The organism is Shinella sp. WSC3-e (genome assembly GCF_945994535.1).
In the GTDB taxonomy this organism is placed as follows: domain Bacteria; phylum Pseudomonadota; class Alphaproteobacteria; order Rhizobiales; family Rhizobiaceae; genus Shinella; species Shinella yambaruensis.
Window position 1 is genome coordinate 1,017,582 of record NZ_OZ000530.1, and the last position, 22,102, is coordinate 1,039,683.

At 61.1% G+C, this 22,102-nt stretch carries 21 protein-coding genes, 2 tRNA genes and 4 pseudogenes; 14 read left to right on the forward strand and 13 right to left on the reverse strand.

Annotated features, from left to right (window positions below; all coding sequences use genetic code 11):
* Positions 1-8 precede the first annotated feature (8 nt).
* The gene (locus AABF56_RS05125; protein ID WP_272805139.1) at positions 9-872 is read right to left on the reverse strand and encodes a LysR family transcriptional regulator; all 864 of its coding nucleotides are present in this window, start codon (positions 870-872) and stop codon (positions 9-11) included.
* Positions 873-1,002: 130 nt separating this feature from the next.
* Between AABF56_RS05125 and AABF56_RS05130 the strand changes: the two genes are divergently transcribed.
* Positions 1,003-1,626 carry an FMN-dependent NADH-azoreductase gene (locus AABF56_RS05130; protein WP_244765767.1) on the forward strand — a complete coding sequence of 208 codons (624 nt, stop codon included), beginning with the start codon at positions 1,003-1,005 and terminating at the stop codon, positions 1,624-1,626.
* Between the two features lie 69 nt (positions 1,627-1,695).
* Here the strand turns inward: AABF56_RS05130 and rlmB are convergent, their stop codons facing one another.
* Positions 1,696-2,571: a 23S rRNA (guanosine(2251)-2'-O)-methyltransferase RlmB gene (gene rlmB, locus AABF56_RS05135; RefSeq protein ID WP_272805140.1), complete on the reverse strand. Its 876-nt coding sequence runs from the start codon at positions 2,569-2,571 to the stop codon at positions 1,696-1,698.
* A 269-nt stretch (positions 2,572-2,840) separates the two neighbouring features.
* On the opposite strand from rlmB, the gene AABF56_RS05140 reads away from it, so the two are divergent.
* The 3 genes from AABF56_RS05140 (at position 2,841) to AABF56_RS05150 (ending at position 5,097) form a co-directional block, all read left to right on the forward strand.
* A tRNA-Tyr gene (locus AABF56_RS05140) sits at positions 2,841-2,925 on the forward strand.
* Between the two features lie 24 nt (positions 2,926-2,949).
* Positions 2,950-3,023, forward strand: a tRNA-Gly gene (locus tag AABF56_RS05145).
* 226 nt (positions 3,024-3,249) lie between these two features.
* Entirely contained in the window at positions 3,250-5,097 is a 1,848-nt protein-coding gene (locus AABF56_RS05150) for a tyrosine-type recombinase/integrase (protein WP_272805141.1), read from the forward strand.
* 984 nt (positions 5,098-6,081) lie between these two features.
* Here AABF56_RS05150 and AABF56_RS05160 read toward each other — a convergent pair.
* Positions 6,082-6,945: a phage integrase N-terminal domain-containing protein gene (locus AABF56_RS05160; protein WP_272805142.1), complete on the reverse strand. Its 864-nt coding sequence runs from the start codon at positions 6,943-6,945 to the stop codon at positions 6,082-6,084.
* Between the two features lie 739 nt (positions 6,946-7,684).
* Between AABF56_RS05160 and AABF56_RS05165 the strand changes: the two are divergent.
* A pseudogene (locus AABF56_RS05165) lies at positions 7,685-8,426 on the forward strand (DUF1403 family protein).
* 486 nt (positions 8,427-8,912) lie between these two features.
* Here AABF56_RS05165 and AABF56_RS05170 read toward each other — a convergent pair.
* Positions 8,913-9,824: a LysR family transcriptional regulator gene (locus AABF56_RS05170; protein WP_272805145.1), complete on the reverse strand. Its 912-nt coding sequence runs from the start codon at positions 9,822-9,824 to the stop codon at positions 8,913-8,915.
* A 124-nt stretch (positions 9,825-9,948) separates the two neighbouring features.
* Here AABF56_RS05170 and AABF56_RS05175 point away from each other — a divergent pair, with 124 nt between their 5' ends.
* The 4 genes and pseudogenes from AABF56_RS05175 to AABF56_RS05190 form a co-directional block, all read left to right on the forward strand.
* On the forward strand, positions 9,949-10,815 hold the full coding sequence (locus AABF56_RS05175; protein ID WP_272805146.1) for a pirin family protein: 867 nt from the start codon (positions 9,949-9,951) through the stop codon (positions 10,813-10,815).
* 101 nt (positions 10,816-10,916) lie between these two features.
* Positions 10,917-11,597: a hydrolase gene (locus tag AABF56_RS05180; RefSeq protein WP_272805147.1), complete on the forward strand. Its 681-nt coding sequence runs from the start codon at positions 10,917-10,919 to the stop codon at positions 11,595-11,597.
* A gap of 212 nt (positions 11,598-11,809) precedes the next feature.
* A complete protein-coding gene (locus AABF56_RS05185; RefSeq protein ID WP_272807440.1) occupies positions 11,810-12,622 on the forward strand; it encodes an amidohydrolase family protein in 813 nt (270 codons plus the stop codon).
* A pseudogene (locus AABF56_RS05190) lies at positions 12,603-12,817 on the forward strand (IS701 family transposase); the annotation flags it as partial. The gene AABF56_RS05185 and the pseudogene AABF56_RS05190, both read left to right, overlap by 20 nt.
* Positions 12,818-12,969: 152 nt before the next feature.
* Here the strand turns inward: AABF56_RS05190 and AABF56_RS05195 are convergent.
* The 4 genes from AABF56_RS05195 to AABF56_RS05210 all read right to left on the reverse strand — a co-directional run bounded on the left by AABF56_RS05195 (position 12,970) and on the right by AABF56_RS05210 (position 15,636).
* Entirely contained in the window at positions 12,970-13,377 is a 408-nt protein-coding gene (locus tag AABF56_RS05195) for a type II toxin-antitoxin system VapC family toxin (RefSeq protein WP_272805148.1), read from the reverse strand.
* The gene (locus AABF56_RS05200) at positions 13,374-13,634 is read right to left on the reverse strand and encodes an antitoxin (protein ID WP_272805149.1); all 261 of its coding nucleotides are present in this window, start codon (positions 13,632-13,634) and stop codon (positions 13,374-13,376) included. Before AABF56_RS05200 ends, AABF56_RS05195 begins: the two co-directional genes overlap by 4 nt.
* Before the next feature lie 212 nt (positions 13,635-13,846).
* Positions 13,847-14,662 (reverse strand): transglutaminase-like domain-containing protein, encoded by an 816-nt coding sequence (locus AABF56_RS05205; protein WP_272805150.1) that lies wholly within the window; start codon positions 14,660-14,662, stop codon positions 13,847-13,849.
* A gap of 77 nt (positions 14,663-14,739) precedes the next feature.
* On the reverse strand, positions 14,740-15,636 hold the full coding sequence (locus tag AABF56_RS05210) for a transglutaminase family protein (protein ID WP_272805151.1): 897 nt from the start codon (positions 15,634-15,636) through the stop codon (positions 14,740-14,742).
* A 630-nt stretch (positions 15,637-16,266) separates the two neighbouring features.
* Here AABF56_RS05210 and AABF56_RS05215 point away from each other — a divergent pair.
* Genes AABF56_RS05215 through AABF56_RS05230 form a run of 4 tightly spaced genes read left to right on the forward strand, consistent with a single transcriptional unit; the run spans position 16,267 to position 17,523 of the window.
* Positions 16,267-16,569, forward strand: coding sequence for a hypothetical protein (locus AABF56_RS05215; protein ID WP_272805152.1), 303 nt, complete (start codon positions 16,267-16,269; stop codon positions 16,567-16,569).
* The gene (locus tag AABF56_RS05220; RefSeq protein ID WP_272805153.1) at positions 16,562-16,708 is read left to right on the forward strand and encodes a hypothetical protein; all 147 of its coding nucleotides are present in this window, start codon (positions 16,562-16,564) and stop codon (positions 16,706-16,708) included. Before AABF56_RS05215 ends, AABF56_RS05220 begins: the two co-directional genes overlap by 8 nt.
* 33 nt (positions 16,709-16,741) lie before the next feature.
* Positions 16,742-17,257 (forward strand): hypothetical protein, encoded by a 516-nt coding sequence (locus AABF56_RS05225; protein WP_336314373.1) that lies wholly within the window; start codon positions 16,742-16,744, stop codon positions 17,255-17,257.
* Positions 17,254-17,523, forward strand: a complete 270-nt coding sequence (locus AABF56_RS05230) for a DUF1488 domain-containing protein (RefSeq protein WP_272805154.1) — start codon at positions 17,254-17,256, stop codon at positions 17,521-17,523. Before AABF56_RS05225 ends, AABF56_RS05230 begins: the two co-directional genes overlap by 4 nt.
* Positions 17,524-18,096: 573 nt before the next feature.
* On the opposite strand, the pseudogene AABF56_RS05235 reads toward AABF56_RS05230, so the two are convergent.
* From AABF56_RS05235 to AABF56_RS05250, 4 genes and pseudogenes are all read right to left on the reverse strand, one after another.
* Positions 18,097-18,640, reverse strand: a pseudogene (locus AABF56_RS05235) (catalase); the annotation flags it as partial.
* 20 nt (positions 18,641-18,660) lie between these two features.
* On the reverse strand, positions 18,661-19,749 hold the full coding sequence (locus AABF56_RS05240) for an extracellular catalytic domain type 1 short-chain-length polyhydroxyalkanoate depolymerase (protein WP_272805155.1): 1,089 nt from the start codon (positions 19,747-19,749) through the stop codon (positions 18,661-18,663).
* Between the two features lie 63 nt (positions 19,750-19,812).
* A pseudogene (locus tag AABF56_RS05245) lies at positions 19,813-20,198 on the reverse strand (hypothetical protein); the annotation flags it as partial.
* 15 nt (positions 20,199-20,213) lie between these two features.
* A complete protein-coding gene (locus AABF56_RS05250; protein WP_272805156.1) occupies positions 20,214-20,486 on the reverse strand; it encodes a hypothetical protein in 273 nt (90 codons plus the stop codon).
* Positions 20,487-20,814: 328 nt separating this feature from the next.
* Between AABF56_RS05250 and AABF56_RS05255 the strand changes: the two genes are divergently transcribed.
* Positions 20,815-20,961 (forward strand): hypothetical protein, encoded by a 147-nt coding sequence (locus tag AABF56_RS05255; protein WP_272805157.1) that lies wholly within the window; start codon positions 20,815-20,817, stop codon positions 20,959-20,961.
* Positions 20,962-21,039: 78 nt separating this feature from the next.
* Here AABF56_RS05255 and AABF56_RS05260 read toward each other — a convergent pair whose 3' ends face one another.
* Positions 21,040-22,083 (reverse strand): sensor histidine kinase, encoded by a 1,044-nt coding sequence (locus tag AABF56_RS05260; protein WP_272805158.1) that lies wholly within the window; start codon positions 22,081-22,083, stop codon positions 21,040-21,042.
* Positions 22,084-22,102 lie beyond the last annotated feature (19 nt).

The window sequence follows — 22,102 nt, forward strand, 5'->3', positions numbered from 1 at the left end:
CCCGGCATCTAAGCCGAAGTCAGGCAGAAACTCCACTTATCCCCGCTGTGCAGATTTCCCGAGCCAGCTCTGGTCGATTCCGCGCTGGACCACTCCGGCAGGACCGGCGTCAGGTAGCCGCTGCGAAAGCCGCGCTCCACGATCATGTCCGGCAGCAGGGCGAGCCCGATGCCCTCGATCGTTGCGCGCTCCAGGACGCTGAAATCAGAACACAGCAACACCGGGGAGTGGGAGACGTCGTGCACGGCGCCGTTCTGGTGGAAGAGTGTCCAGATCACGCGCGGATTGTTCTCCTGCATGGAGAGCGTGGGCAGGCGGCCGATCGTCTCGAGATCGACCGGGCCGTACCGTTCGAGAAAACGCGGGCTTGCCGCGAGATAGCGCCGCGTGCCGGCGAAGCGGCGCACGACCAGCGACTGGTCCGTGTCGTAGCCGTCGCGCACGCGCAGCGCGATGTCGATCCGCTCCTCGATGAGGTCGACCGGGCGGCCGGTGGTGAGGATGGAGAGGCGGACGTCGGGATAACGTTTCATGAAGCCCGGCAGCACGTCTGCGATCATCGGCGCAAAGCCCGGCGGCATCGACAGCCGCACGGTGCCTGCCGGCTCCGCCTTGGCGACCGCCACGACGGCCTCCGCCGCCTCGACGCCGGAGAGCACCGCCTCGCAGCGCTCGTAGAAGGACTGGCCGATGTCGGTGACGGCGAGCTTGCGGGTGGAGCGCTCGATGAGGCGCACGCCGAGCTGCTCCTCCAGCGCGGCGACGCGCTTGCTGATCTTCGATTTCGGCACGGACAGCGCATTCGCCGCCGCGGTAAAACCCTTGTGCCGCACCACGGCGGCGTAAAGCGCGAGATCGTTCAGGTCCTGCATGGGATGTCTCCGGGTATTTTGCGAATTATTGTTTCTCTCCGGAAACAGTCAATTGGATTTTTGCCGTCTAATCGCGTGATTGTTTTCACAGCATATGTGTTGCACCCAACCGAAACAAAGGTGCAGCCCCATGAACATCCTCCATGTCGATTCCGGCATTCTCGGCGATCACTCCGTCTCCCGTCGCCTGACGGCCGCCGTCGCCGCCCAGATCAAGGCCGAGCAGCCGGCCGCCACCATCACCTATCGCGACCTCGTCGCCAACCCGCTGCCGCATCTGTCCGGCGCCCATCTGATGGCGGCCAATGCGAAGCCGGAAGAGGTGCATGCCCAGATCGCCGCGGAGGTCGCCGAAAGCAAGGTCGTGCTCGACGAGTTCCTGGCCGCCGATACGATCATTCTCGGCGTGCCGATGTACAATTTCTCCCTGCCGAGCCAGCTCAAGGCCTGGATCGACCGCGTCGCCGTCGCCGGCAAGACCTTCCGCTACACCGCCGAAGGCCCCGAGGGCCTCGCCAAGGGCAAGAAGGTCATCATCGTCTCCACCCGCGGCGGCCATTATTCCGCCGGTCCGGCGTCCGCCATGGACCATCAGGAAAGCTACCTGAAGGTCGTGCTCGGTTTCTTCGGCATCACGGATGTGGAGCTGGTGCGCGCCGAGGGCCTGAACCTCAGCCCCGATTCGAAGATCGAGGCGATTTCCGAGGCCGAGCGCACCATTTCCGATCGCGGAGCGCTGAAGCGCGCCAGCTGAGGCCGTCCGCCGACATGCAAAGGCCCGCCGGTTCCGCATCGGCGGGCCTTTCGTTTGCGAGGTGTAATTTCAGCGCGAGAGATGCCGCTGCGTGGCGTAGAGCGCGATCGCGGCGGCGTTCGAGACGTTGAGCGACTTGATCGTGCCGGGCATGTCGAGCCGGGCGAGCGACTTGCAGGTGGCGCGTGTCTTCTGTCGCAGGCCCTTGCCCTCCGCTCCCATGACGAGCGCGATGCGTTCGCCGGACAGGGTGCCCTCCAGCGGCTCCGGGCCTTCCGAATCAAGGCCGATCGTCAGGAAGCCAAGCTTGTGCAGCTCGTCCAGCGCATCGGCGAGGTTGGTCACCTGGATATAGGGAATGAGCTCCAGCGCCCCGGAGGCGGTTTTGGCGAGCACGCCCGATTCGGTCGGCGAATGGCGCTGCGTGGTGATGACGGCACCGGCATTGAAGGCGACGGCCGAGCGCATGATGGCGCCGACATTGTGCGGGTCCGTCACCTGGTCGAGCACGAGCAGCAGCGGGCTGTCCTTCAGCGCCTCCAGGCGGCGCATCGGCAGGGGGCGCGTTTCCAGCATCACGCCCTGGTGGATCGCCTCGGGGCCGAGCACCTTGTCGAGGTCGGAGGGCAGCACGGTCTCGACCGGATAGGGCAGGGTCGAAAGCTCGGGCAGCTGCAGCCGCTGTGCGGCGTTCTGGCTCACCGAAAGCTTGATGATCTGCCGCTCCGGATTGTCTAGGGCCGCGCGCACCGTGTGCAGGCCATAGAGATGGACCTGGTCGGGAGCGAGAGCCGGCGCCTTCCAGCCTTCCGCCTGCCTGCGGCGGCGGTCGTCCCTGGGTGTCGGAATCTCGCCGCGTTCGCGCCGCTGGTCGCGGTGCGCCCGGCGCAGCTTGGCGTAATGGGTGTCTTTTGCGGACTTGCCGCCGGTATCGTCTTTGCTCATGCCGGCCTTATAGACCATCTGGCGCCCCAGTGTGCAGCGGTTTATGTGCGCGGCGTGCGAAAAATAGCGAACAAGGGCAGGGGGATTCCGAACGCGCGGACGGCCTCTTCCGGATGCCGGATGGGGACGATGACGTTTTTCGCAATTTTTTCCATGGCCTTGTGTTGACAGGACGATTTGTGCCCGTCATATACGCCGCCAGATCGAAGGCGCCGCCGAAAAGGCACTGCCCGCCGGTCGACACTGGTCGCTTGATCCCGACGGAATATGGAGGGATGCCCGAGTGGTTAAAGGGGACGGACTGTAAATCCGTTGGCTCAGCCTACGTTGGTTCAAATCCAACTCCCTCCACCATTCTGTCGCACGGATCATGACCCCGCGGGTATAGCTCAATGGTAGAGCAGCAGCCTTCCAAGCTGAATACGCGGGTTCGATTCCCGCTACCCGCTCCATCTTGGCTTCCGCTGAATTCCAGTGAGTTCTGCAAGCCGTTGAAACTGGAAGGATAATCGCTTTTCGCTAATCCAGCATCATCCACCGAAAACCACCCACAGCCACCCCAAAATGGTACATTAAACGGTACATCAAAGCGGGCGCTGACGGTTCCGGATTGATTCTGGCGGCATGAGGCGAGCGAGCCAAAAATCCCGGCCCTGACTAAACATCAGGAGCAGGAACATGGCACTTACCGATCTGAAGATCCGACAGGCGAAGACCCTTGGCAAGGACTACACGCTCAACGATTCGGACGGTCTTTCGCTGTTCGTCGCGACGAACGGCGTGAAATCTTGGCACTACCGCTATGTCTGGGCGGAGCGGCGCCGCCGCATTTCGTTTGGAACTTATCCCGAACTCAGCCTTCAGCAGGCGCGCGCTCTTCGCGATGGAGCCAATGCGGTGCTTGCCGCAGGAACCGATCCACAGGCTTACCGAGAGCAGAAGAAGCGAGCACGCGCTGACGCCGACGAAAACACCTTCCGCGTGGTCTACAAAAAGTGGTTCCAGCGACGGGCGCTTTCCCTCAAGGAGGGGCGTCAGACGACACTGACACAGATCAGGCGCGTCTTCGCCAAGGATGTCCTGCCGAAGCTTGGCAAGCGGCCGATCCTCGAGATCAGGCGGCATGATCTGCTCGCCGTTGTCGACCGCATCGAGCGGCGGGGAGCCTTCTCGGTGGCGGACAAGGTGCGGACCTGGCTGCGCCAGATGTTCCGCTTCGCGCTTGTCGTGGTGCCGGACATGGAAAATAATCCGGCATCCGACCTGGATGCGATTGCGGCTCCGCTGCCACCGGTGCGGCACAATCCCTATCTCTTGATGGATGAATTGCCTTCCTTCCTTCGGCTGCTGCGAAACTATCCCGGCGTGCTACAAACCCAGTTGGGCCTCCGGCTTCTTCTTCTGACCGGAGTACGCACTGGAGAGGTTCGGCTTGCGACGCCTGATCAGTTCCATCTCGACAAGGGGCTGTGGATCATCCCGCCGGAGATCGTCAAGCAGTTGCAGCTTGAAATGCGTAAGCGTCGGAAGCGTCCGCGCGACGTTCCGCCCTACATCGTGCCATTGTCGGTTCAGGCCGTCGAAGTCGTCCGCCATATGCTCACGCTTGTCGCTCCCACACAGCGCTTCCTGTTTCCACACGCTTACGATCCGAAAAAACAGATGAGCGAGAATACGCTCAACGCAGCGCTCAAGCGCCTTGGCTACAAAGATCGGCTCACCGGACACGGTATCCGGGCAACGATTTCAACCGCGCTCAACGAAATCGGATATCCGAAAATCTGGGTCGATGCGCAATTGTCGCATGCCGATCCGGACAAGGTCAGTTCTGCTTACAATCACGCCGAATATGTCGAGCCGCGTCGGCGTATGATGCAGGACTGGGCGGATCGGCTGGATCTGTTTGAGCATGGTAAGGTGGAGAAGGGCAGCCTGCGGTTGCCGGGTGCGGCAGTGGGGCTTCCCTTTGCATTCGCAGAGCAGTCCGGGGGCGTTTTATCTCACTCGGCAACGGAACCCGCGGCTTGGGCGGGAGAGACCGGAGATGACGGGTTCGCAATCGTGAAGGCCCGGATAACGCGCCTGCCTGCGGTGACCGCCCGCCCCAGTATCGCGGACGCTGTCACGGACGCTCAGCGTGAACGGCTGGAGATGCTGGAATTATTCAACTCGCCTTGCAATCTGTCGGTGGTAGATTTCGCGAAAGCCGTCGGCAAGTCGAGGCAGTCGGTCAATTACGACGTTCGCACTGGCAAGCTACTGGCCCTGACTGTTGGAAATCTCGGCCGCCGAATTCCCGATTGGCATCTTGATCCGCTCAAGGACAGGTTCATCCGTGCGGTTTTGATGCATGGTTGGGACAAGGACGGCTGGCAGATCTATCGCTTGCTGAAGCATCCCTATGGCCGACTGAAAGGACGCTCGCCGATCGATGCGGTAGTCGGAGAGAATTTTCATGACATTCTCATGGCCGTTTGCCTTGCCATGAAAGAGAAAGGCGGGCGTGCGTTGCGTCGAAGCGCCTGATCGCTGTCGGATGATGCGCGGGGGCTTTGGCTCTCTCTACGAGTTGCATTATATGAACCGCGAAATAGCGCCGAGGTGTACCGTCTCGGGGTGGCCAGACCCGGTAGTATCTATGTTGGAAGGTTTGGGTGTGGTGACGGTCGGTGGCAACGCTGCCATTATAAGAGTAGCAGCGGATCATCGATGCGGGTGGCATCGATTTCCATGCGCATCTGTCTGAGATCCGTCCCGCCGGGGATCGCGGTGACGGCCGCGCCGATGATTGCCCACGAGATCGAATGCGAGAAATGCCGCTAGATCGGCACCTTGGCCGATTGGCTATTGGAAGATGGACGGCCGACAATCACGGCAGCAAATCTGAAAGTGCTTAAGACCGCGCTCGAAAAGGCCGGCGTCGAATTCATTCCCTAGAGTAGCGGCGGTGTGGCCGTTCGTTAAGAAGCCTGCCGAGTGACGCAGAAGAGCCTTTGCTCTCCTTTTCCGTTTCTGGATAGGACCATTTCCCTTGATGCCCTTCCTTTAGCCCTTCGCTTTCAAACCCTTCTCCGCCTTCTTGGCATGGCCCAGTTCGCCAGCAACATGCTTCGACTGCCGCAGGCGCGAACGTTACGGTTCAGGGCTATTTGAATGCTGTGACAGCTTACGCACGATCCGGAACCTCTGCCCGACCTCAATGAAGGCTGGCGCAGTGCTGCCCGCTTATTCCGGCGCAGACTTAACAGATTCAGATGGGGATTTATCCCGCCGGCGGACTCGCGTTGTCCATTCCGCTTTCGCTGCTCGATCAGCTTTCCTAGCCGGGCGAGCTTCCGTCCCAGATCATTGTCGCCGACAACGAACAAGGCCAGTTCCTCGAGGGTGACCGAAAACCTCTTCTCGTTGGCGCGAGGAGAGGTTTTTCGTTATGCCCTTATGTCTGAGCGTTTCCTCGATTTCCTTGCTTGAGTGGCCAGCCTGGCGAGGCCGGCCTATTCTCTGCAGCCATCATCGTCCGAGATAGACGAACGTGATCTGGATGCGCTCGTGGCCCAGCTCCCGGCTGATCTGTTGGCGGGCCTCATAATCGACGAGGCGCTGCTCCGGTGTCAGTTGCCGGATGGCCGGGCCACCGGCTGCCGGCGGCTTCCATCCGGTCAAGACTTCGTAGCGCTGCTGGGCGTAGCGATGGCGCAGCCCATGCATGTGGCTGAGGCCGGCTGCCTTGCATTGTCCGTCATAGACATGGCGCTGCTGGATGTAGGTCAGGTGCGCCGGGATCAGTGAGCCGGCCCCGACAAGAACATGGGCATGGTCCAGTATCACCCGCTGCTCGACTGTGGTGATCGGAACCGTCCGCTCCCGTCCGCCCTTGGTCCATGAACCCTTCAGCGCGATATGATCGCCGCGATCGGCATAACGCGGCTGGAACTTGATGCTTTCCTCCCGGCGCAGGCCAAACGCCTGCTGCAATTGAAGGCTCATGCGGACATGGGCATCGGTGACGCGCTCCAGCCGGGTGCCGAGCTCGGCCGCCTTGTTCTCGTTCGTCGCGTACCTACGCTGCGGAATACCGAGCTTTGCATTGTCGGCGGGAATGAGACCGGGCTTGCCGATCTTCTCCGCCCACCAGCGCAGGTGCGAAACCCGGTTTTTCATGGTGCCGGCTGAAAGCCCTTCCTCCTGCCAGCGGCCCACAAGCGCGTCGACATGCCGGCCTTTGAGGGAGGTGGCGCGCATCTGCCGGAAACCAGCTTCGCTCAACTGGCGGGCGGCCAGCGTCAGCGAGTGCATCCGGTCGGCCTGCGTCGCATGGCTGCCGTCGCGATTGCGCCGGCACAGTTGCTTCAGGGTAAAGGTGAGATTGTCCATCTGCTTCAGCCAAAAAGTTCGAATTGCGTGAAGGATCGTCGTTCCGGGTGGAGTCTTGGGTCAGTGTTGATGCCAACCCGCGTGGAAGCGGGATGCCCGCAAGGGCCAGGGGCAGGTGCCCGGATCACCGGTAGTGCCTCGTTCGCGTGAGGCTTCCGCGCTGCTTCCTGTGGGAAGGTCAGCGGCGGGCGATGCATTAGGATCAGGATGTGTCGGACATGGATGAAGCTCCTGTGGTTGGACAAGACGACTGCTGCAGGCGAAAGGCCCGCTGCGGAGGGATGACGGAACGGTGGATGGTTGAAGGACGCGCGCTATCGCACGGCCGTGGAACGACCGACAGGCGAAGCCGGTGATGAGCAAGGCTCTCCCCGCTGGAGCAGGGACGACGCGCGAGATGAGCCTGGGCGCGTCTGGGAATGCCGGCTGGGTACGGCTAGTGCAGTGGGACTAACCGGCGCGGGATCGCTGCGCCAGGCTCCGGTGTTCGACACCCGCCGGAAGGTGACTGCGCCAACACCATGACGGATCATCGTCACGGCTGCTGCAAACAATGCGGTCGTCATCCGTACCTTATTCTGCGGCAGGTCACTCTGTCGTCACTGCGGTAATTCCGCTGTGACGCCAGCAATTTCTTCTTCGGAGGCCGTTGTCACCCTGCCGCAGATACCTGGCTGGGCCTTGCCGCGAGCCAAGCGAGCTGGATGCTGCCTTCGCAGCCGGCATTGCTTTGAAATAGATGGATGATCTCGATTCCGCCGAAACTGTGTGGGCCGGTTGTTGGCGATCGCGCCAAGCCCTGAAATGTGCCACCACTGCCGTTCGGCTGTTGGTCTGCAACGAGGAAGAAGCGGGACTGCGCGACGCCGTTCTGCTGACCGCTGTTGGCGACGATCCTGGCCCGGCGGGCGGGGTGTTTTTGGCCTACAAAAGGCTCGCCACGCGAAAACCTGCGTTTTCCTCGAAAGCGGTGGCCGAACTTGCCGATCTTCTGGGGCTTCACTTGGGACGGCCGGCTTGCCTTGGCGGTCGCTCACGTCGACGATGCGCTCCAGTCCGCCCGCTCACCCCGTTCGCCGCCGCGCTGGTGACGGTGATCCATGCCGGCCGGCCGGATGCCGAACCGCTCGCCTGGATGCCCGCCGACATGTTGGTCGCGGTTAGGCTGAAATGGACCCATCTCGTACCGCTGCCGATGGCCGAGCGGCCCGGCCTTCCGCCCGCTCGGCGGTCGCGGCCGTGTGCGCCCAGGCGCCCCCGTCTTCCCGCGCGCCGTCTGCCTCGCGCTGGTCGAGGGGGGCGGGTACGGCGCTGCGCGCCGCCGGAAGATCGCCCGGCGCGCTGACATGCTGCCTGCCGCGGCGTCGAAGGTGCGCACCAAGGGGGCAGGGGCCGCCACCCGCCTGTTCGAGCGGCTGGAGGGGTTTGGCGCCGTGCGGGAACTCTTTGGCCGGCCGTCTTTTCGGATTTACGGGGTGTGACGATGAGCGGATCGGATACAGCCAAAGCGCCACGCAGCAAAGCACAGGCGCCTCGGACGAATGACGCGAGCGAACGCTTGGTTGATCGGGAATTGGCGGATCTGCCGCCGGCGCTGCGCGAATGGAAGGGCGTGACAAATTACGTGTGGCGAAGCTACGTCTTCTCCCACCTGAAAACCAAGCCATAAGTTAGGATATTCAGTAACATAAACTGTATTGCCAGCGGATATACGGGTTCGATTTCCTTCAACGCCTTTACAAGTTCTCTCCGGTTGAAATCCTTTTCGGCGGCTCCAAACATCAGGCTTCTCATGGAGAATTCGCTGGTGGCGCTGGAACACTATTCCCAGCTGAAGACGGCCTATGTGCCGATGGACAAGTCGAGGCGCCGTATTGAACAAACGGGGGGAGGAGACGCAGCGTCCTTCTTTGCGCAGAACGCCACAGCATCCAGTCCATTTTGACCATTGTGACGCAGTCCGAACTTTACTCGGCCTTGGTCAAGGCCGCGTATTCGGCTGCAAGATAATCCATGAGCGTGCGCACCGAGGGCAGCAGCCCGCGGCGGGAAGGGAAGGCGGCATGGATAATGCCGTTGCGCGGCGCCCATTGCGGCAGGATGTCGACGAGCCGCCCGGCCGCCAGGTCCTCCTGCACGACCATGGTCGGAAACTGGCAGACGCCGATGCCGGAAAGCGCGGCCTGGCGGAGCGCCACCATGTCCTCCGTCACCAGCCGGGGATCGTGCGGCACGGTTGCCGTCGCGCCCTGCGGCCCTTCCAGCCGCCATTCGTGCCTGCCGGCAGGCGGCCCCCAGGAAAGGCTCGGCATGGCCGTCAGGTCTGCCGGAACGAGCGGCCGGGAGAAGCATCCCTCCACCAGGCCGGGGCTAGCGACCAGTCTCTGGGTGCTCTCGGCGAATTTGCGCACCACGAGGTCGCTGTCGACGAGCGGGGGAAAGCGCACGCGGATGGCGACGTCGAACCCCTCCTTGATGACATCGACACGCCGGTTCGTGCTCTCGAGGTGGATATGGACCTGGGGGTGCCTGGCCATGAAGCGCGCGATCATCTCGCCCACCTGGAAATAGATGACGGAGGACGGGCAGCTGACCTTCACGGTGCCGCGCGGCTCCGCGCGCATGCGCTCGATCACCTCCTGCGCGGCCTCCGCCTCCACGACCATCGCGAGGCAATGGCGATAGAATTCCTGGCCAATCTCGGTCACCGTGAACTGCCGCGTGGAGCGCTGCACGAGGCGGACGCCGAGGCTTTTCTCCAGAAGGCCGATGCGGCGGCTGAGCCGCGAACGCGGCATGCCGAGCTTGCGAGCGGCAGCGGAAAAGCCGTTCTGCTCGATCACGTCGACGAAGAAACGGAAGTCATTGAGATCCTGCATCGGGGCTCCATTGTCCTGAATTCAGGACATTCTAGCACGATATTGCCGTCTACTGCCAGATTTGGTGCAGCCGTATATTGATCTCAACAGATTGCCCAACGCAAAGCCCCAAGGAGCACACCCCATGAGAAAGATTCTCGGCATCTACAGCAGCCCCGCGCAGCACTGGGTCGGTAATGGTTTTCCGGTTCGTTCGATGCTGTCCTATGAAACGTTCGGCGAACATGTCAGCCCGTTCCTGCATCTCGACCATGCCGGTCCAGCGGCCTTTTCGCCGACCAACGAGCCGCGCGGCGTCGGCGCCCATCCGCACCGCGGTTTCGAGACCGTGACTCTCGTCTATGAGGGCGAGGTCGAGCACCGCGACTCGACCGGAGCGGGCGGCGTCATCGGCCCGGGCGACGTGCAGTGGATGACGGCCGCCGCCGGCATCCTGCACGAGGAGTTCCATTCGCCGGCCTTCACCCGCCGGGGCGGTACGCTCGACATGGTCCAGCTCTGGGTCAACCTGCCGGCAAAGGACAAGAACGCGGCACCCGGCTACCAGTCGCTGTCCGACCGCGACATCCCGGCCGTCGCGCTTGCCGGCGAGGCCGGCCGCCTGCGGGTGATCGCCGGCGACTATAAAGGCCACAAGGGCCCGGCCCGCACCTTCTCGCCGATCGACCTCTGGGACCTCAGGCTGAACCAGGGCAAGGACGTTTCGCTCGATCTGCCCGAAGGGCACACGGCCGGGTTCGTCGTCCTGCGCGGCTCCGTTCTGGTGAACGGCACGTCCTCGGCCCGCGGCGGCCAGTTCGTATTGCTCGACCGTACAGGCGGCGCCTTCAGCCTTGAGGCCGAGAGCGACGCGACGGTTCTGGTGCTGAGCGGTACGCCGCTCGGCGAGCCGGTCGCCATGCGCGGCCCCTTCGTCATGACCACGCCGGAAGAATTGCAGCAGGCCTTTGCAGACTTTCGCGCCGGCAGGTTCGGCACGATCGCCGCCTGACCTTCAAGCTTGTCCTCGGCGGCTCTCCTCCGAGGCAGACCGGGCCGGAAATGCTTCCGGCCCCTCCCTTCAACCTGCAACTGCAACTAAGGAAAATTGACATGAGCACTCCCGCAAACTTCAACGGCCAGCGTCCTGTCATCGATGCCGATGACGCCGTCATGCTGCTGATCGACCATCAGAGCGGCCTCTTCCAGACCGTCGGCGACATGCCGATGCCGGTGCTGCGCAACCATGCCGCAGCGCTTGCCAAGATGGCGACGCTGTCCAAGATGCCCGTCATCACCACCGCCTCCGTGCCGCAGGGCCCGAACGGCCCGCTGATCCCGGAAATCCACGAGAATGCACCGCATGCGCAGTATATCGCACGCAAGGGCGAGATCAACGCGTGGGACAATCCGGACTTCGTCGCCGCCGTCAAGGCGACCGGTCGCAAGACCCTGATCATTGCCGGCACCATCACCAGCGTCTGCATGGCCTTCCCGTCGATCGCGGCCGTACAGGACGGCTACAAGGTCTTTGCCGTCATCGATGCTTCTGGCACCTATTCCAAGATGGCCGAGGAGATCACGCTCACCCGCGTCGTGCAGGCCGGCGTCGTGCCGATGGATACCGCCGCCGTCGCCTCCGAGCTGCAGAAGACCTGGCACCGTGACGACGCCCAGGAATGGGCGAATATCTACACCAAGATCTTCCCGGCCTACCAGCTGCTGATCGAAAGCTACCTGAAGGCGCAGGACGTCGAGAAGAACCACGAGCAGCTCGACTCGCAGCGCGGTTGACGTGCGGCAGGCAGGGGCCGCGGACCACTCCGCGGCCCTTGTTCCTTGCAACTGCTCTCGGGCAGCACCCGATGGATTCCACACAGGATTTGAAGACGATGAGATATCTGTTCGAGAAGACGATCCTTGCTTCGGTCGGCTCGCTCCTGATTGCCGGCGCGGCTTTGGCCGGCGGGCCGGACCTAATCCTTCACAACGCCGTCATCGTGACCATGGATACGGACAAACCCCGGGCCAGCGCTTTGGCGATTGCGGGCGAGCGCATCACCGCAATCGGTGATGACGAGGCGATCACGTCGCTGAAGACCGATCGGACGCGCGTCATCGACCTGAAGGGAAAAACCGTCATTCCCGGCCTGGTCGATACGCATAGTCATGCCATTCGAGGCGGCCAGACCTTCACCTTCGAAACGTACTGGTACGGTGAGACAAACCTTTCCGACGCCCTTCAAGCGTTGCAGGATGCGGCGCGCGACCGCGCCGAAACTGAATGGGTTGCCGTCGTCGGATCATGGCTTCCCGAACAGTTCGCGGAAAAACGACCTCCAACCTTTGCCGAGCTCACGCAGGCCGTTCCGGATCGCCCGGCCTATATCCAGTATCTCTATGACTACGCGCTCGTGAACGCCAAAGGCGTGGAAGCGCTGAGGCTCGACGATGCGGAGCCTGCAGTTTCTGCGGGCATCACCATCGAGCGCGGCCCGGATGGAAAGGCGACGGGCAAACTGCTCGGCACCATCGCATCCTACAATGCGCTCTTCGCACAGATCGCGCCGCAGGAGGAAGCGCGCAGGAAGGAAAGCCTGCAGGCGTTCTTCACCGCGCTGAACAGTGGCGGGATGACGGGCTTCATCGATCCGTCGGCAGGCCCGGCGTCGAGCTACGACAGGCTCTTTGCCCTGCACCGCGAGGGCAAGCTCACCATCCGCGCCGGATATCGTATCCCGGCCATGAAGTCGGGCGTGGAGGCGCAATGGTTCCGCGATGTCATGGCGTTTCGTCAGCCAGACGCTCGTTTACGTTGAAGGCCATCGTCAGGCGATCGAAGGCAGCTTCGAGACCGCCAAGAAGGAGCTCGGACTCGATCACAACGAAGCCTGGTCAGGGGCATGGCTGGCATCGCCACGTCTCCCTCGCCTTCGCATGATGACGTTGATCCGGTACCGCGCTAGCGACGAGACATCCAAAAAAGACTGCGGATGCTGACCATCAGGATTTGATCCAATGGTCTGTCCGGAGGTTCGCCGCATTGCCGTCAAGCTCGCAGTGTCGCATAGGGGCCTGCCTACGTCATCGCATGGTCACGCTGGAGACGCGCTGGTCAGGCGGCCGCTTGACGAGCTCATCTGAAAACCAAAACGCACCTGTAATGCTAGCTCGCTGACCAGTCTTCCACATGAAGGCCCTCGACCCGGTTGAACTCGCCCATATTGTTGGTGACGAGCATCAGGCCGCGAGCTTTGGCTTGCCCTGCTATCAAGACGTCATAGGGACCTATGGGCGTGCCTTTGGCGGCCAGAGCAGCCCGAATCTCGCCGGCGGCAAAAGCATCGCGCTGGTCGAAATCGAGGATCGGAAAATCTGCGAACAACAAGCGCAAGGTCTCGAGGTTGTGCTGAACCTTCGCACTCTTCTGTGCCCCGAAATAGAGTTCATGCGCGACGATCGACGGCAGGCCGATTGTCCCTTCGGCGTTCTGGAGCACTCGATTGACCAATTCTTCCGATCTGCGGCCGATCAAGGCGATGACCGCGTTGGTGTCGAGGAGATGCGAAATCACGGAAACACCGCATCAAACTCCGGCCGGTCCTGTGGGTCTGGCTGTTCGCGCCCGCTTTCCAAGAAATCCTCGCTTAGGCCGCGCGCCAGCGCAGCCTTCAGCGACGACCACGATTCACCACGCTCGACATGCGGACGCAAAATGAGCGCATCGCCCTCCTGGGTGATTTCCACACGATCGACGTTGAGACGGAATTCCTTCGGCAGGCGAACTGCTTGAGAGTTTCCGGATTGGAATACGCGTGCGACATGTGGCATACGTGCCTCCTTATTGTATATACTTTCTAGTATATACATTGCTTCGATCTCGGATTCAAGCGCCGACATCACGAAGAGCGTCGGCTTGCGCCCACATATTCCGCCCTCCCGAAACGATTGCCGTAGATCGGAGCGCTTATTCTAGGAGATGGGCCGCTGATGCGATTTTTTCAATTTAGCACAGTTCTCGATCTCGCGCTTCAAATGACCCGCTAGGCAGCGTGGGTGATTTCTTCCGTTACGACTTCGAAACGCGAGAGGATTGCCGGCCCGAAGGCGGTCGTCATCGCCACGTCGGTGGCGTCGCGGCCGGTCGCCATCAGGATGCGGCCGATGCGTGGCGTGTTGTGCCGCGCGTCGACGGTATGCCAGTGGCCACCGAGATAGACTTCGAACCAGGCGCTGAAATCCATCGGGTTCGGGTCCTTCGGTACGCCGATATCGCCGAGATAGCCCGTGCAATACCGCGCGGGAATGTTCATGCACCGGCAAAGCGTGATGGCGAGATGCGCGAAGTCGCGGCACACGCCTGTCCGGTCTTTGTATCCGCCATAGGCTGTCCTGAGAGGATCGGCCTTCTGGTAGTCGAATGCGATGTGGTTGTGAACGAAGTCGAGGATCGCCTGGACCCTCGGCCAGCCGAGAGGCGTCGATGAAAACGTCTTCCAGGCGAAGTCTGCAAGGTGGTCGGTATCGCAGTAGCGGCTGCCGAGCAGGTACACCAGCACGTCGTCCGGCAGATCCTTGATATCGTGCTGGAAGGCATTTTCCGGCGTGGGATCTGGCAGGCCACCATCATAAATCTCGAACTCCGTGGAGATCGTGGTAAGCCCCGGCGGCGCGACGATCCGGCTGCAGGCATTGCCGAAGCCATCGATATACCCCCAGCTTTCGATCGGCCGGTCGAAACTCAGCACCTGTTCGGTGAGAAGATCCGCGCGGCGTGACGGATGGATGTTGAGGACCAGCAGCATCGGCGTCGCCTGCTTGCATTCGTAGCCCAGGTGAAACCCAGCGCGTATTTTCATTGTTGCATCCTTATGAGGAGGAACCCCTGCCAAAACGGCTGTTCAGCGGCAACGTCCAGGCGAGGCGGGTGTTCCGCTCATCCATGGAGCCTGGCGCCGAGATCGTCGGTTGTAACGTTCACTTGTACGGACATGCTGTCGAAATCGGAGGCGCTGCCATCGTAGCTACCCCAAAGCGGAACCGCCTGTTTCGGATCGCGGGCCACACCGACGCGGATCAGGTCGCGGTTGCCGACAATGCCGTTGGTGGGGTCGAACTCCACCCAGCCGGCGCCGGGCAGATAAACCTGGCACCAGGCGTGGGTCGACCCACCACCGAGCGTGGTTGAACCATCGCGATCCGGAACGTAGATGTAACCGGTGACGAAGCGTGCAGCGAGCCCGAGCGATCTAGCCGCCTCCATCATCAACAGCGCGAAATCGCGGCAGGTGCCACGCCGGAGCTTGAGGGTTTCGACCGGAGCCTGCGTCCCGTGCTCCAACCGGCGGGCATAAACGAAACCCTCATGGATCGCGTAGCACATCGTCATCAGCAGGTGCCCGGTTTCGGTGGGCTGCCCGATCCGCACGAATTGCTGCGCCCATTTGGCGACCTCACCCTCCGGGTCGGGGTATTGACGCCTGATGGTTCCTTCCAGGTCCGGTGCTTCTTCGGGATCGTATGCAAACGGATAGGTCAAAGCCTCCTCGTCGATCTGCAGATCCATTGCGGCCAGTGGTGTGTGCTCAAGGCGAATGACGGTTTCGAAGCGAAGGTCACGTGAGGCCTTGGCAAAGCCTATGAGGGCGACGCAATTACCGAAGACGTCATGGATCCACCGGACATGGTCCGGTTGCGGCTTCACCATCAGGCGAGAATTCAAAAGCGTCTGATCGAAACTGTCCCTTGGCCGGAACAGCAGCCGATGCTCGCCGAATGCCACGCGTCTCCTGTAGCGATAGGCGGTGACATGCCGGACGGAGAAAATGGTCATCCAATCACCGATGCGTGTTGCGGGGCGGCGCTGACTTCGAAACCTCGATATCGCGTTGTTCGAAAGCAATGCGTGGGCCATTCATAACAGACCGTCCCGGGTAAACACAGGTAATAGTGAAGACGTGGCGGATTGCGTCCGTCGCGACGGTTGCCGAATGAGCAGCACGAGTTGTGTGAAAAACGGGGGATGAGACAGGCCCATGCAGCGGTTCAGCCACTTTGTTTCGACGATGCGTTCCGGGCGAGGATGTTATTGGTTCGACCCCCCCAGCTTCACACGCCTTGTTTTCCACGCAATCGAGGCGCATGAATAGGCTTCCTGGTGGCTGGCCTGGCCTCGCGGTGCAGAGACGCACCCTCTTTCTTGAATACTCGATAGCGAATCTATGCGCCAATGGTGCGGTATGCCGTTCCAGTCGATGCATTGAAACGGGCGGATGCGGGTGTGCGCCGGCTCGGGAGAGCGGCGGGCCACCTCGGGACACGGCCCACCCTAACCAGACGCACGGCGTAGACCATCGTGCATTTCTCCAAGACACTTCTGCTACCCGGCTTGCGTGGCAAGGGATCGCTTGCCTCATTCATTTGCCGGAGCCGGCGTGCAAAGCGCGACACAGGACAACCAGACATGACCGACAACCAGACTATTTCCCGAAACCTCTTACGACAGGTCCGCCCGGATACAACGCGGCATCTCTACGCCGTGGGGCAGGCTGTCCGGCTGAAGGGCGGCTTCCAATCGCGACCTTCGATCGCCGGCATCTATCGCATTACCGGCACCCTCCCGTCGGCCGGTGCGTTTCCGCAGTATCGCATTCGTAATGACGACGAACGTCACGAACGGGTGACAACACAGGACAAGCTCACGCCGGTAAATACTTCATCAGGCGAGGGAGCCACTCTTATCGAAAGGACCTTCGGCCATGGCTAAGGGACAGAAACGTAGCAATCGCGAGACCAGGAAGCCTAAGCAGGACAAGGCCGCACCCAAGCCCGACGCATCATCGTTCGCCAGCCATCTGAAACTTGCTGCAAACAGCAATGCGCCGCGTTCCAAGGGTAAAGCGTGACGACGGTGATTGTCCGAGAGGGGAGGGAAGGTAATGAAGTTCGTAATTGCGTTTTACCGGACTCGAAAAACGGACGATGCCTATGCTGTTATCGGTCGTGAAACCTTGGATGCCATCGATCTCGTCAGCGCAATCGAAATTACCCATCAGCTTTCGAAAACTCTCAACATGCCGCAGAAACCCGACGCGCTGTCCCTTGGTGATCCAGACGGAAACAGGCTCTACACGGGCGAAATCCGCGCGGGAACTCCGGATGAAAGGTTAAAACCCATGAATATTCATGCTGAACACAAGCGACAGGTGCTTAGGGTCGAGGTTTGGGAGAATGAAGGCGGGGCGTCCGCTACCGACGCACTCGACCATCAATACGGAAGGAGGATCGAGAGGGATCGAACCTGGACTGTATATCATGTCTTCACCGGCGTCCCGGCACGGATCAACGGCTGCACGCTGACTGACCTCACCATATCGGACGCGACCGACGGCATGCTGACGCTCAATCGACGCAACGCTCGGCGCAGAAACGAACGCAACAGGTGCCAGTCATGACGCTGGCATTCCCCAACCCGGCCCGCAGTTTCGACGAGGTGCGCAATGCCGTGCGTTTTTTCGGCCATGACGGCATGTTCGAGATCCGTTTTTTCGTCGAGGCCGAGGCGCTGGCCGAGGGCCGCGCACGAGCGGCGGGCATGTCGGAAGCGCAGTGCCTTTCGGCTTTCGATGCGATGCGCACGCCCATCTACGACGCTGCAAGGAGAGTGTATACAAAGCATCGGCGCAATTCGAACACGCTGACCACTTCCGACTTTGGCTAGGCGATGCCAGCTGGCGACCTCTGCCGCCATCAGAGGCATTCCCTCGACTTCGCCTTATTGAATCCTTGCTAACGAGGCGGGGGAGGCTCATGGGGTTTCTTCAGCAGCCATGGTATGGACACTGCTGTTCAAGGGTTAGTTACCCTGGCCCCAATCAAAGGAGGACGACATGTCTTCCGATGCCAGAGTTCCTGAAGTTTCATCGCGTGAAATGGAAATGATCCAGTCCGTGCTGCGCATCAGAACCCGTGACGAAAAGCGCGGCATTGCCCCCGCGCCCCATTCGTGATCCTACTCGATCGCCGCTGAGGCTTTGCCAAGCTTTACCGAAGACTCCTGTCCCCACACACGCAGCTTGCCGAGATCCGATACGAAGCGTGCAAGCTCTTCCTCAAACGGTACCCTCATCAAGAGCATAGCCGATGCCGGCCATTTACAAGCAATGGTATCGCCGACGCGTCGTAGCCGACAAACTTGCAGTGCTGAAAGGCATCGGCGGCGAGGTCGCGGGCCCTCGCGTCTTCACCGGGTCGACGATGCTTCGACGGAGATCAACAGCGCGACAGCGTCGAAGAGGCTGATAAGGTTGCAGAAGGTGTCATGGGCGGACTGGGCCTGCGGAAAGAGCCCAGTCGGGCTCAGGCTTCACGGCATGGATCACGTCCGGGAACTTGATCGCATCCTGATGAGGAAGACTGGGATATTGTTGCCGACAAGATCCCAGTTCCCTCCCTCGTATGGATTTTCACCGCGAAGCCCCGCACTTCGCGTGCAAGGTCGAAGGACCCCTTGCTGCCCGTGACCGTCGAGAAGCGAACGAAGCCGGGCGTGCATTCGCCAAGGCGCTGGAAAGGGTCGGCCCTGGTATAGGCAGCAAGCGCCTCATGGATATCAAAGAAGCGTTCCGGGCCATAGCCACGGGCATGGACGACCCGGTCGGGAATACACTCGTCGTCGAATTGGAAGGTCTTTTCGCGGAAATGAAAGTCGTCAGCAAGGGTGTGTTGCGTTCTGCGGTCTGATGAAGTTCGCCGCCCGCGCCCCGTCCTGGCTTCACATCGTGGATGGTGGCGGCGTCGGCTGCGTCGTGCGGCGATGAAGCGGTTATTTTCTTCATGGATGGCGCTGAACCCGCAGTCATTTCATTAGGCCGGCCGAACGCAGTGCCCCCTCGATGACGGACTGAATATTGTTGCCGGCGCCGCCGCTCGATGGGGGTTGCTGCGTGATCGTTCTTTCCGCAGAGGTCGACGCCTGCGGGCGCTCGCGGCGTTCGAAGGAGGCGGCAAGGCCCCAGGTTCTGGCTATCTGCACCGTCGAGGAAAGACCGACGTCGAGCATGAATGGCGCGGCCCTGCCATAGCCGGTGGATGTGTCGATCGGCGTACCATGCCCCATGCCGGAAATCCTGTAGAGCTCGAGTGCCTCAATGCCGCGATCGTCGCGCCATATGGACCGTGAATGTCGATCGATTGTATCGACCTGGGTGGGCTGGTCCGGAACCGCATGGACGCCACGCCATTGCGCGATGATCGCGGCCGCGTTTTCCGGAACCACCGTGTTGTCGCTCGTTCCCTGCCAGACGGAAACCGTCGGCCAGGCGCCTTCATGTCGCGAGGCGACGCGCAGGTTTGCCTGCAAGGCGGAAGTCTTCGGAATTCCTTCGCCGCGCATGCGGTCGAACGCTTCCGGGACGGTCGAGGCGGCGGCGTATGGGAGACCGGCGATGATGGCGCCGCCGGCAAAGACGTCCGGGTAGCAGGCCAGCATGGCGTTGGCCATTGCGCCCCCGGCAGAAAGGCCGGTGATGTAGATCCGGCGCTCATCGATGCGGTGTTCGATGACCATGCTGGCGATCATCTGCCGGATGGACATCGCTTCGCCCTGGTCCCGCTGGGTGTCGGTGGCATTGAACCAGTTGAAACAAAGGTTCGCATTGTTCTGTCTGTTCTGTTCGGGAAAGAGCGCTACGAAGCCGTAGTCCTCGGCGAGGGCCGACCAGCCGGAGCTGGCATCATAGCCGGCGGCGGTTTGTGTGCAGCCGTGTAGCACGACCACCAAAGCCGGTGCTGCCGGCAATTGCTTCGGCACATGCTGCCAGGCCGTCAGGCCGCCCGGGTTGCCTCCGAAATGATCGAGCTTCCTCAGGATGGAGCCGGCCGGTGCGGCGGGTTTGACGGAGCGCAGCCGCGCAAGCCGTTCGAGCGTATCGGACAGGGATCTCATGGGGGGCTCCGGGTTGTGCGCCGGACCGGCGCATACACTCTAACCCCTCGGCCGCAATAAGGTTGCTGCGCTGCACAATAAAATTGTTCTGCCATATGCTGGAAAAGAAGCCGCCCTCACCGTTGCCAGTGCCCAGCTCAGAAAGCCGTGCGCGGTGTCGCGAAAGAACACCTCGTCCGTGTGAACGCCAGCCCACTTCGTCCGCAGCCGCCGGCCAGATAACCGCCAAGCGCGGAGGCCAGCCACTGAACGACCACGAACCAGATGGCGGCCGTGACGCTGACTGTCGTGAAGGAAGCGCTGTTGCCTGCCCATGGTGAGAGCATCGTGAGGCCCACACTGGAACCTAGGAGAAGAAGAATGATTGTGGTGGCCGCTGCGGCCACCGAGCCGCCGATAACGGGACCCCAAGCCAAAGCCGGCGTGCTGGATTCAACGTCGACGGGCAGGTAGCAACGTGCCGGTCATCGCGACAGCGGGGCTGCTCCGTCGCGTACCAATGCCTCGTCGATCTCTGCCGGCGATACCTGAAGGAACTGGCGTCTGGCCATCGCGACCGAAATCGCGGGAATCTCAAGGTGGGTCGCCACCCTCCGATACGCGGTAAAGCTCAGGCCTTCTATCAACTCCTCGTCAACGACCAGGCGATATGTGCCCGCTTCCAGGGGCTCAGAAAGGGACTCCAGACGAAACGGATGCGTGAACGTGATTTCAGTTTGTGTGGTTCTTTCGGTCATTTCGAACACCGCTTCCCGTCGTCTTCGCCGTTGAGGATTACCACAGCCATCCCTCGATCAGGATGTAGACGATCATCGCAAGGCTCGTTGCGGATAAGACGTAACCGGCCAGGGTCGCAAAATCGTATTTCTTCGGTTGGTGAAATAGGGAAGACATGGCGTCCTCCTCGCTTGGGGCCAGGGTAATAAACCCTCAAACAGCAGCGCCCGTAAGATGGCTGCTGGAACAAGGACTGTGGACCTATTTCCCTCCTTTGGCAACACATCATTTCTGTGGCTTGAAGGCGTGAAACAAAGATTGCCCGCAGTTCGCAAGCAAGCATGTCGCATGAAGCTTGTTTTCGACAAAGTGACCGCCTATATATCATTTATCGGTATTGCTGATGAGCGCTGGAAAATCTCTGCCGCTCGCAATCGCCGCCATCGCTTCATGCTTTTGACCACGGATGTACTGGCACTGGTAGACAAGCGATGATGAGGAAGGTCGGTGCGGTTTCGCCCCGGCCTTTTTTGTTGGCTGACGAGGGCGAAGATGCCGCAATGCGGGCTTGCCTCAGCGCGTCGACTTTTCAATCGCGGATAAGTCACTTTGGAGCTGAATTTTTGCGAGCGGTAACTCGGCAAGGAGGACGAACCCCTCTTGCCTGTAGGAGACGTTCGCCTCACCGAAGGCTTGCAGGCTGGAAACGATGAGGCGCGAGCCGAACCCCTTGCGATCCGGTTCGGAATTCGCGATGCGCGGACCGCCGATCTCTCGCCAGCATGTGACGAGCGTCTCCGTGGCATCGCGACGTTCGATTGCCCATGTTATGTCGACATACCCCTCTGCATTCGACAAAGCTCCATATTTCGAGGCGTTTGTGAGGAGTTCGTGAAAAATCATTGCAAATGATAGAGCCGCTTGTGGTCCGAGGTGCACATCAGGCCCGCTTGATCTGATCCGAGAGCTCCCGTCCAACCCGATGTTCATTTTGGCGGCCGCCACGACGTCCGCGAGCGTTGCGCTTACCCAGTCCCTCTGCAACAGGATTTCATGGGCCTTGGCATAGGCTGCGATACGCAATTGAAGCTTGTCGGTCGCATCGTCCAGGGAAACCGCATTCCGCAAGGACTGTGTCACGATCGCCTGGACGACAGACAGCGTATTCTTCATCCGATGGGCGAGCTCGTGCATCAGGAGACGCTCTCGCTCCGCCCGTTCACGTTCCCCGGTTCTGTCGCGAAGGATTTTGATGAAGCCGATCGTCTTGTCGTCGGGCGCACGCAAAGCCATCATTTCGCCGGAGGCCCAGAACATCGTGCCGTCAGCGCGCAGATGCCATCGCTCGTCATTTCCCCGTCCGCGGTTGAGGGCGGCGGTCATCTCCTTCTGCGGAACGCCATTTTCCCTATCTTCCTGCGTGAAAAAAACCGTCGCCGGTTTTCCGATCATGTCCTCGGCTTCCCAGCCTAGTATTTTGACAGCGCCTTCATTCCAACTCGTCACGAGGCCGTCGAGGTCCATGGATATGATGGCGTAATCGATCGCGCTCTGCACGATCGCCTCAAGGAAGCGCTCTCGTGATGAAATCGTTTCGGCATCGCCAGCAATCTTCATGAAGTCTCTCGAATTCGGC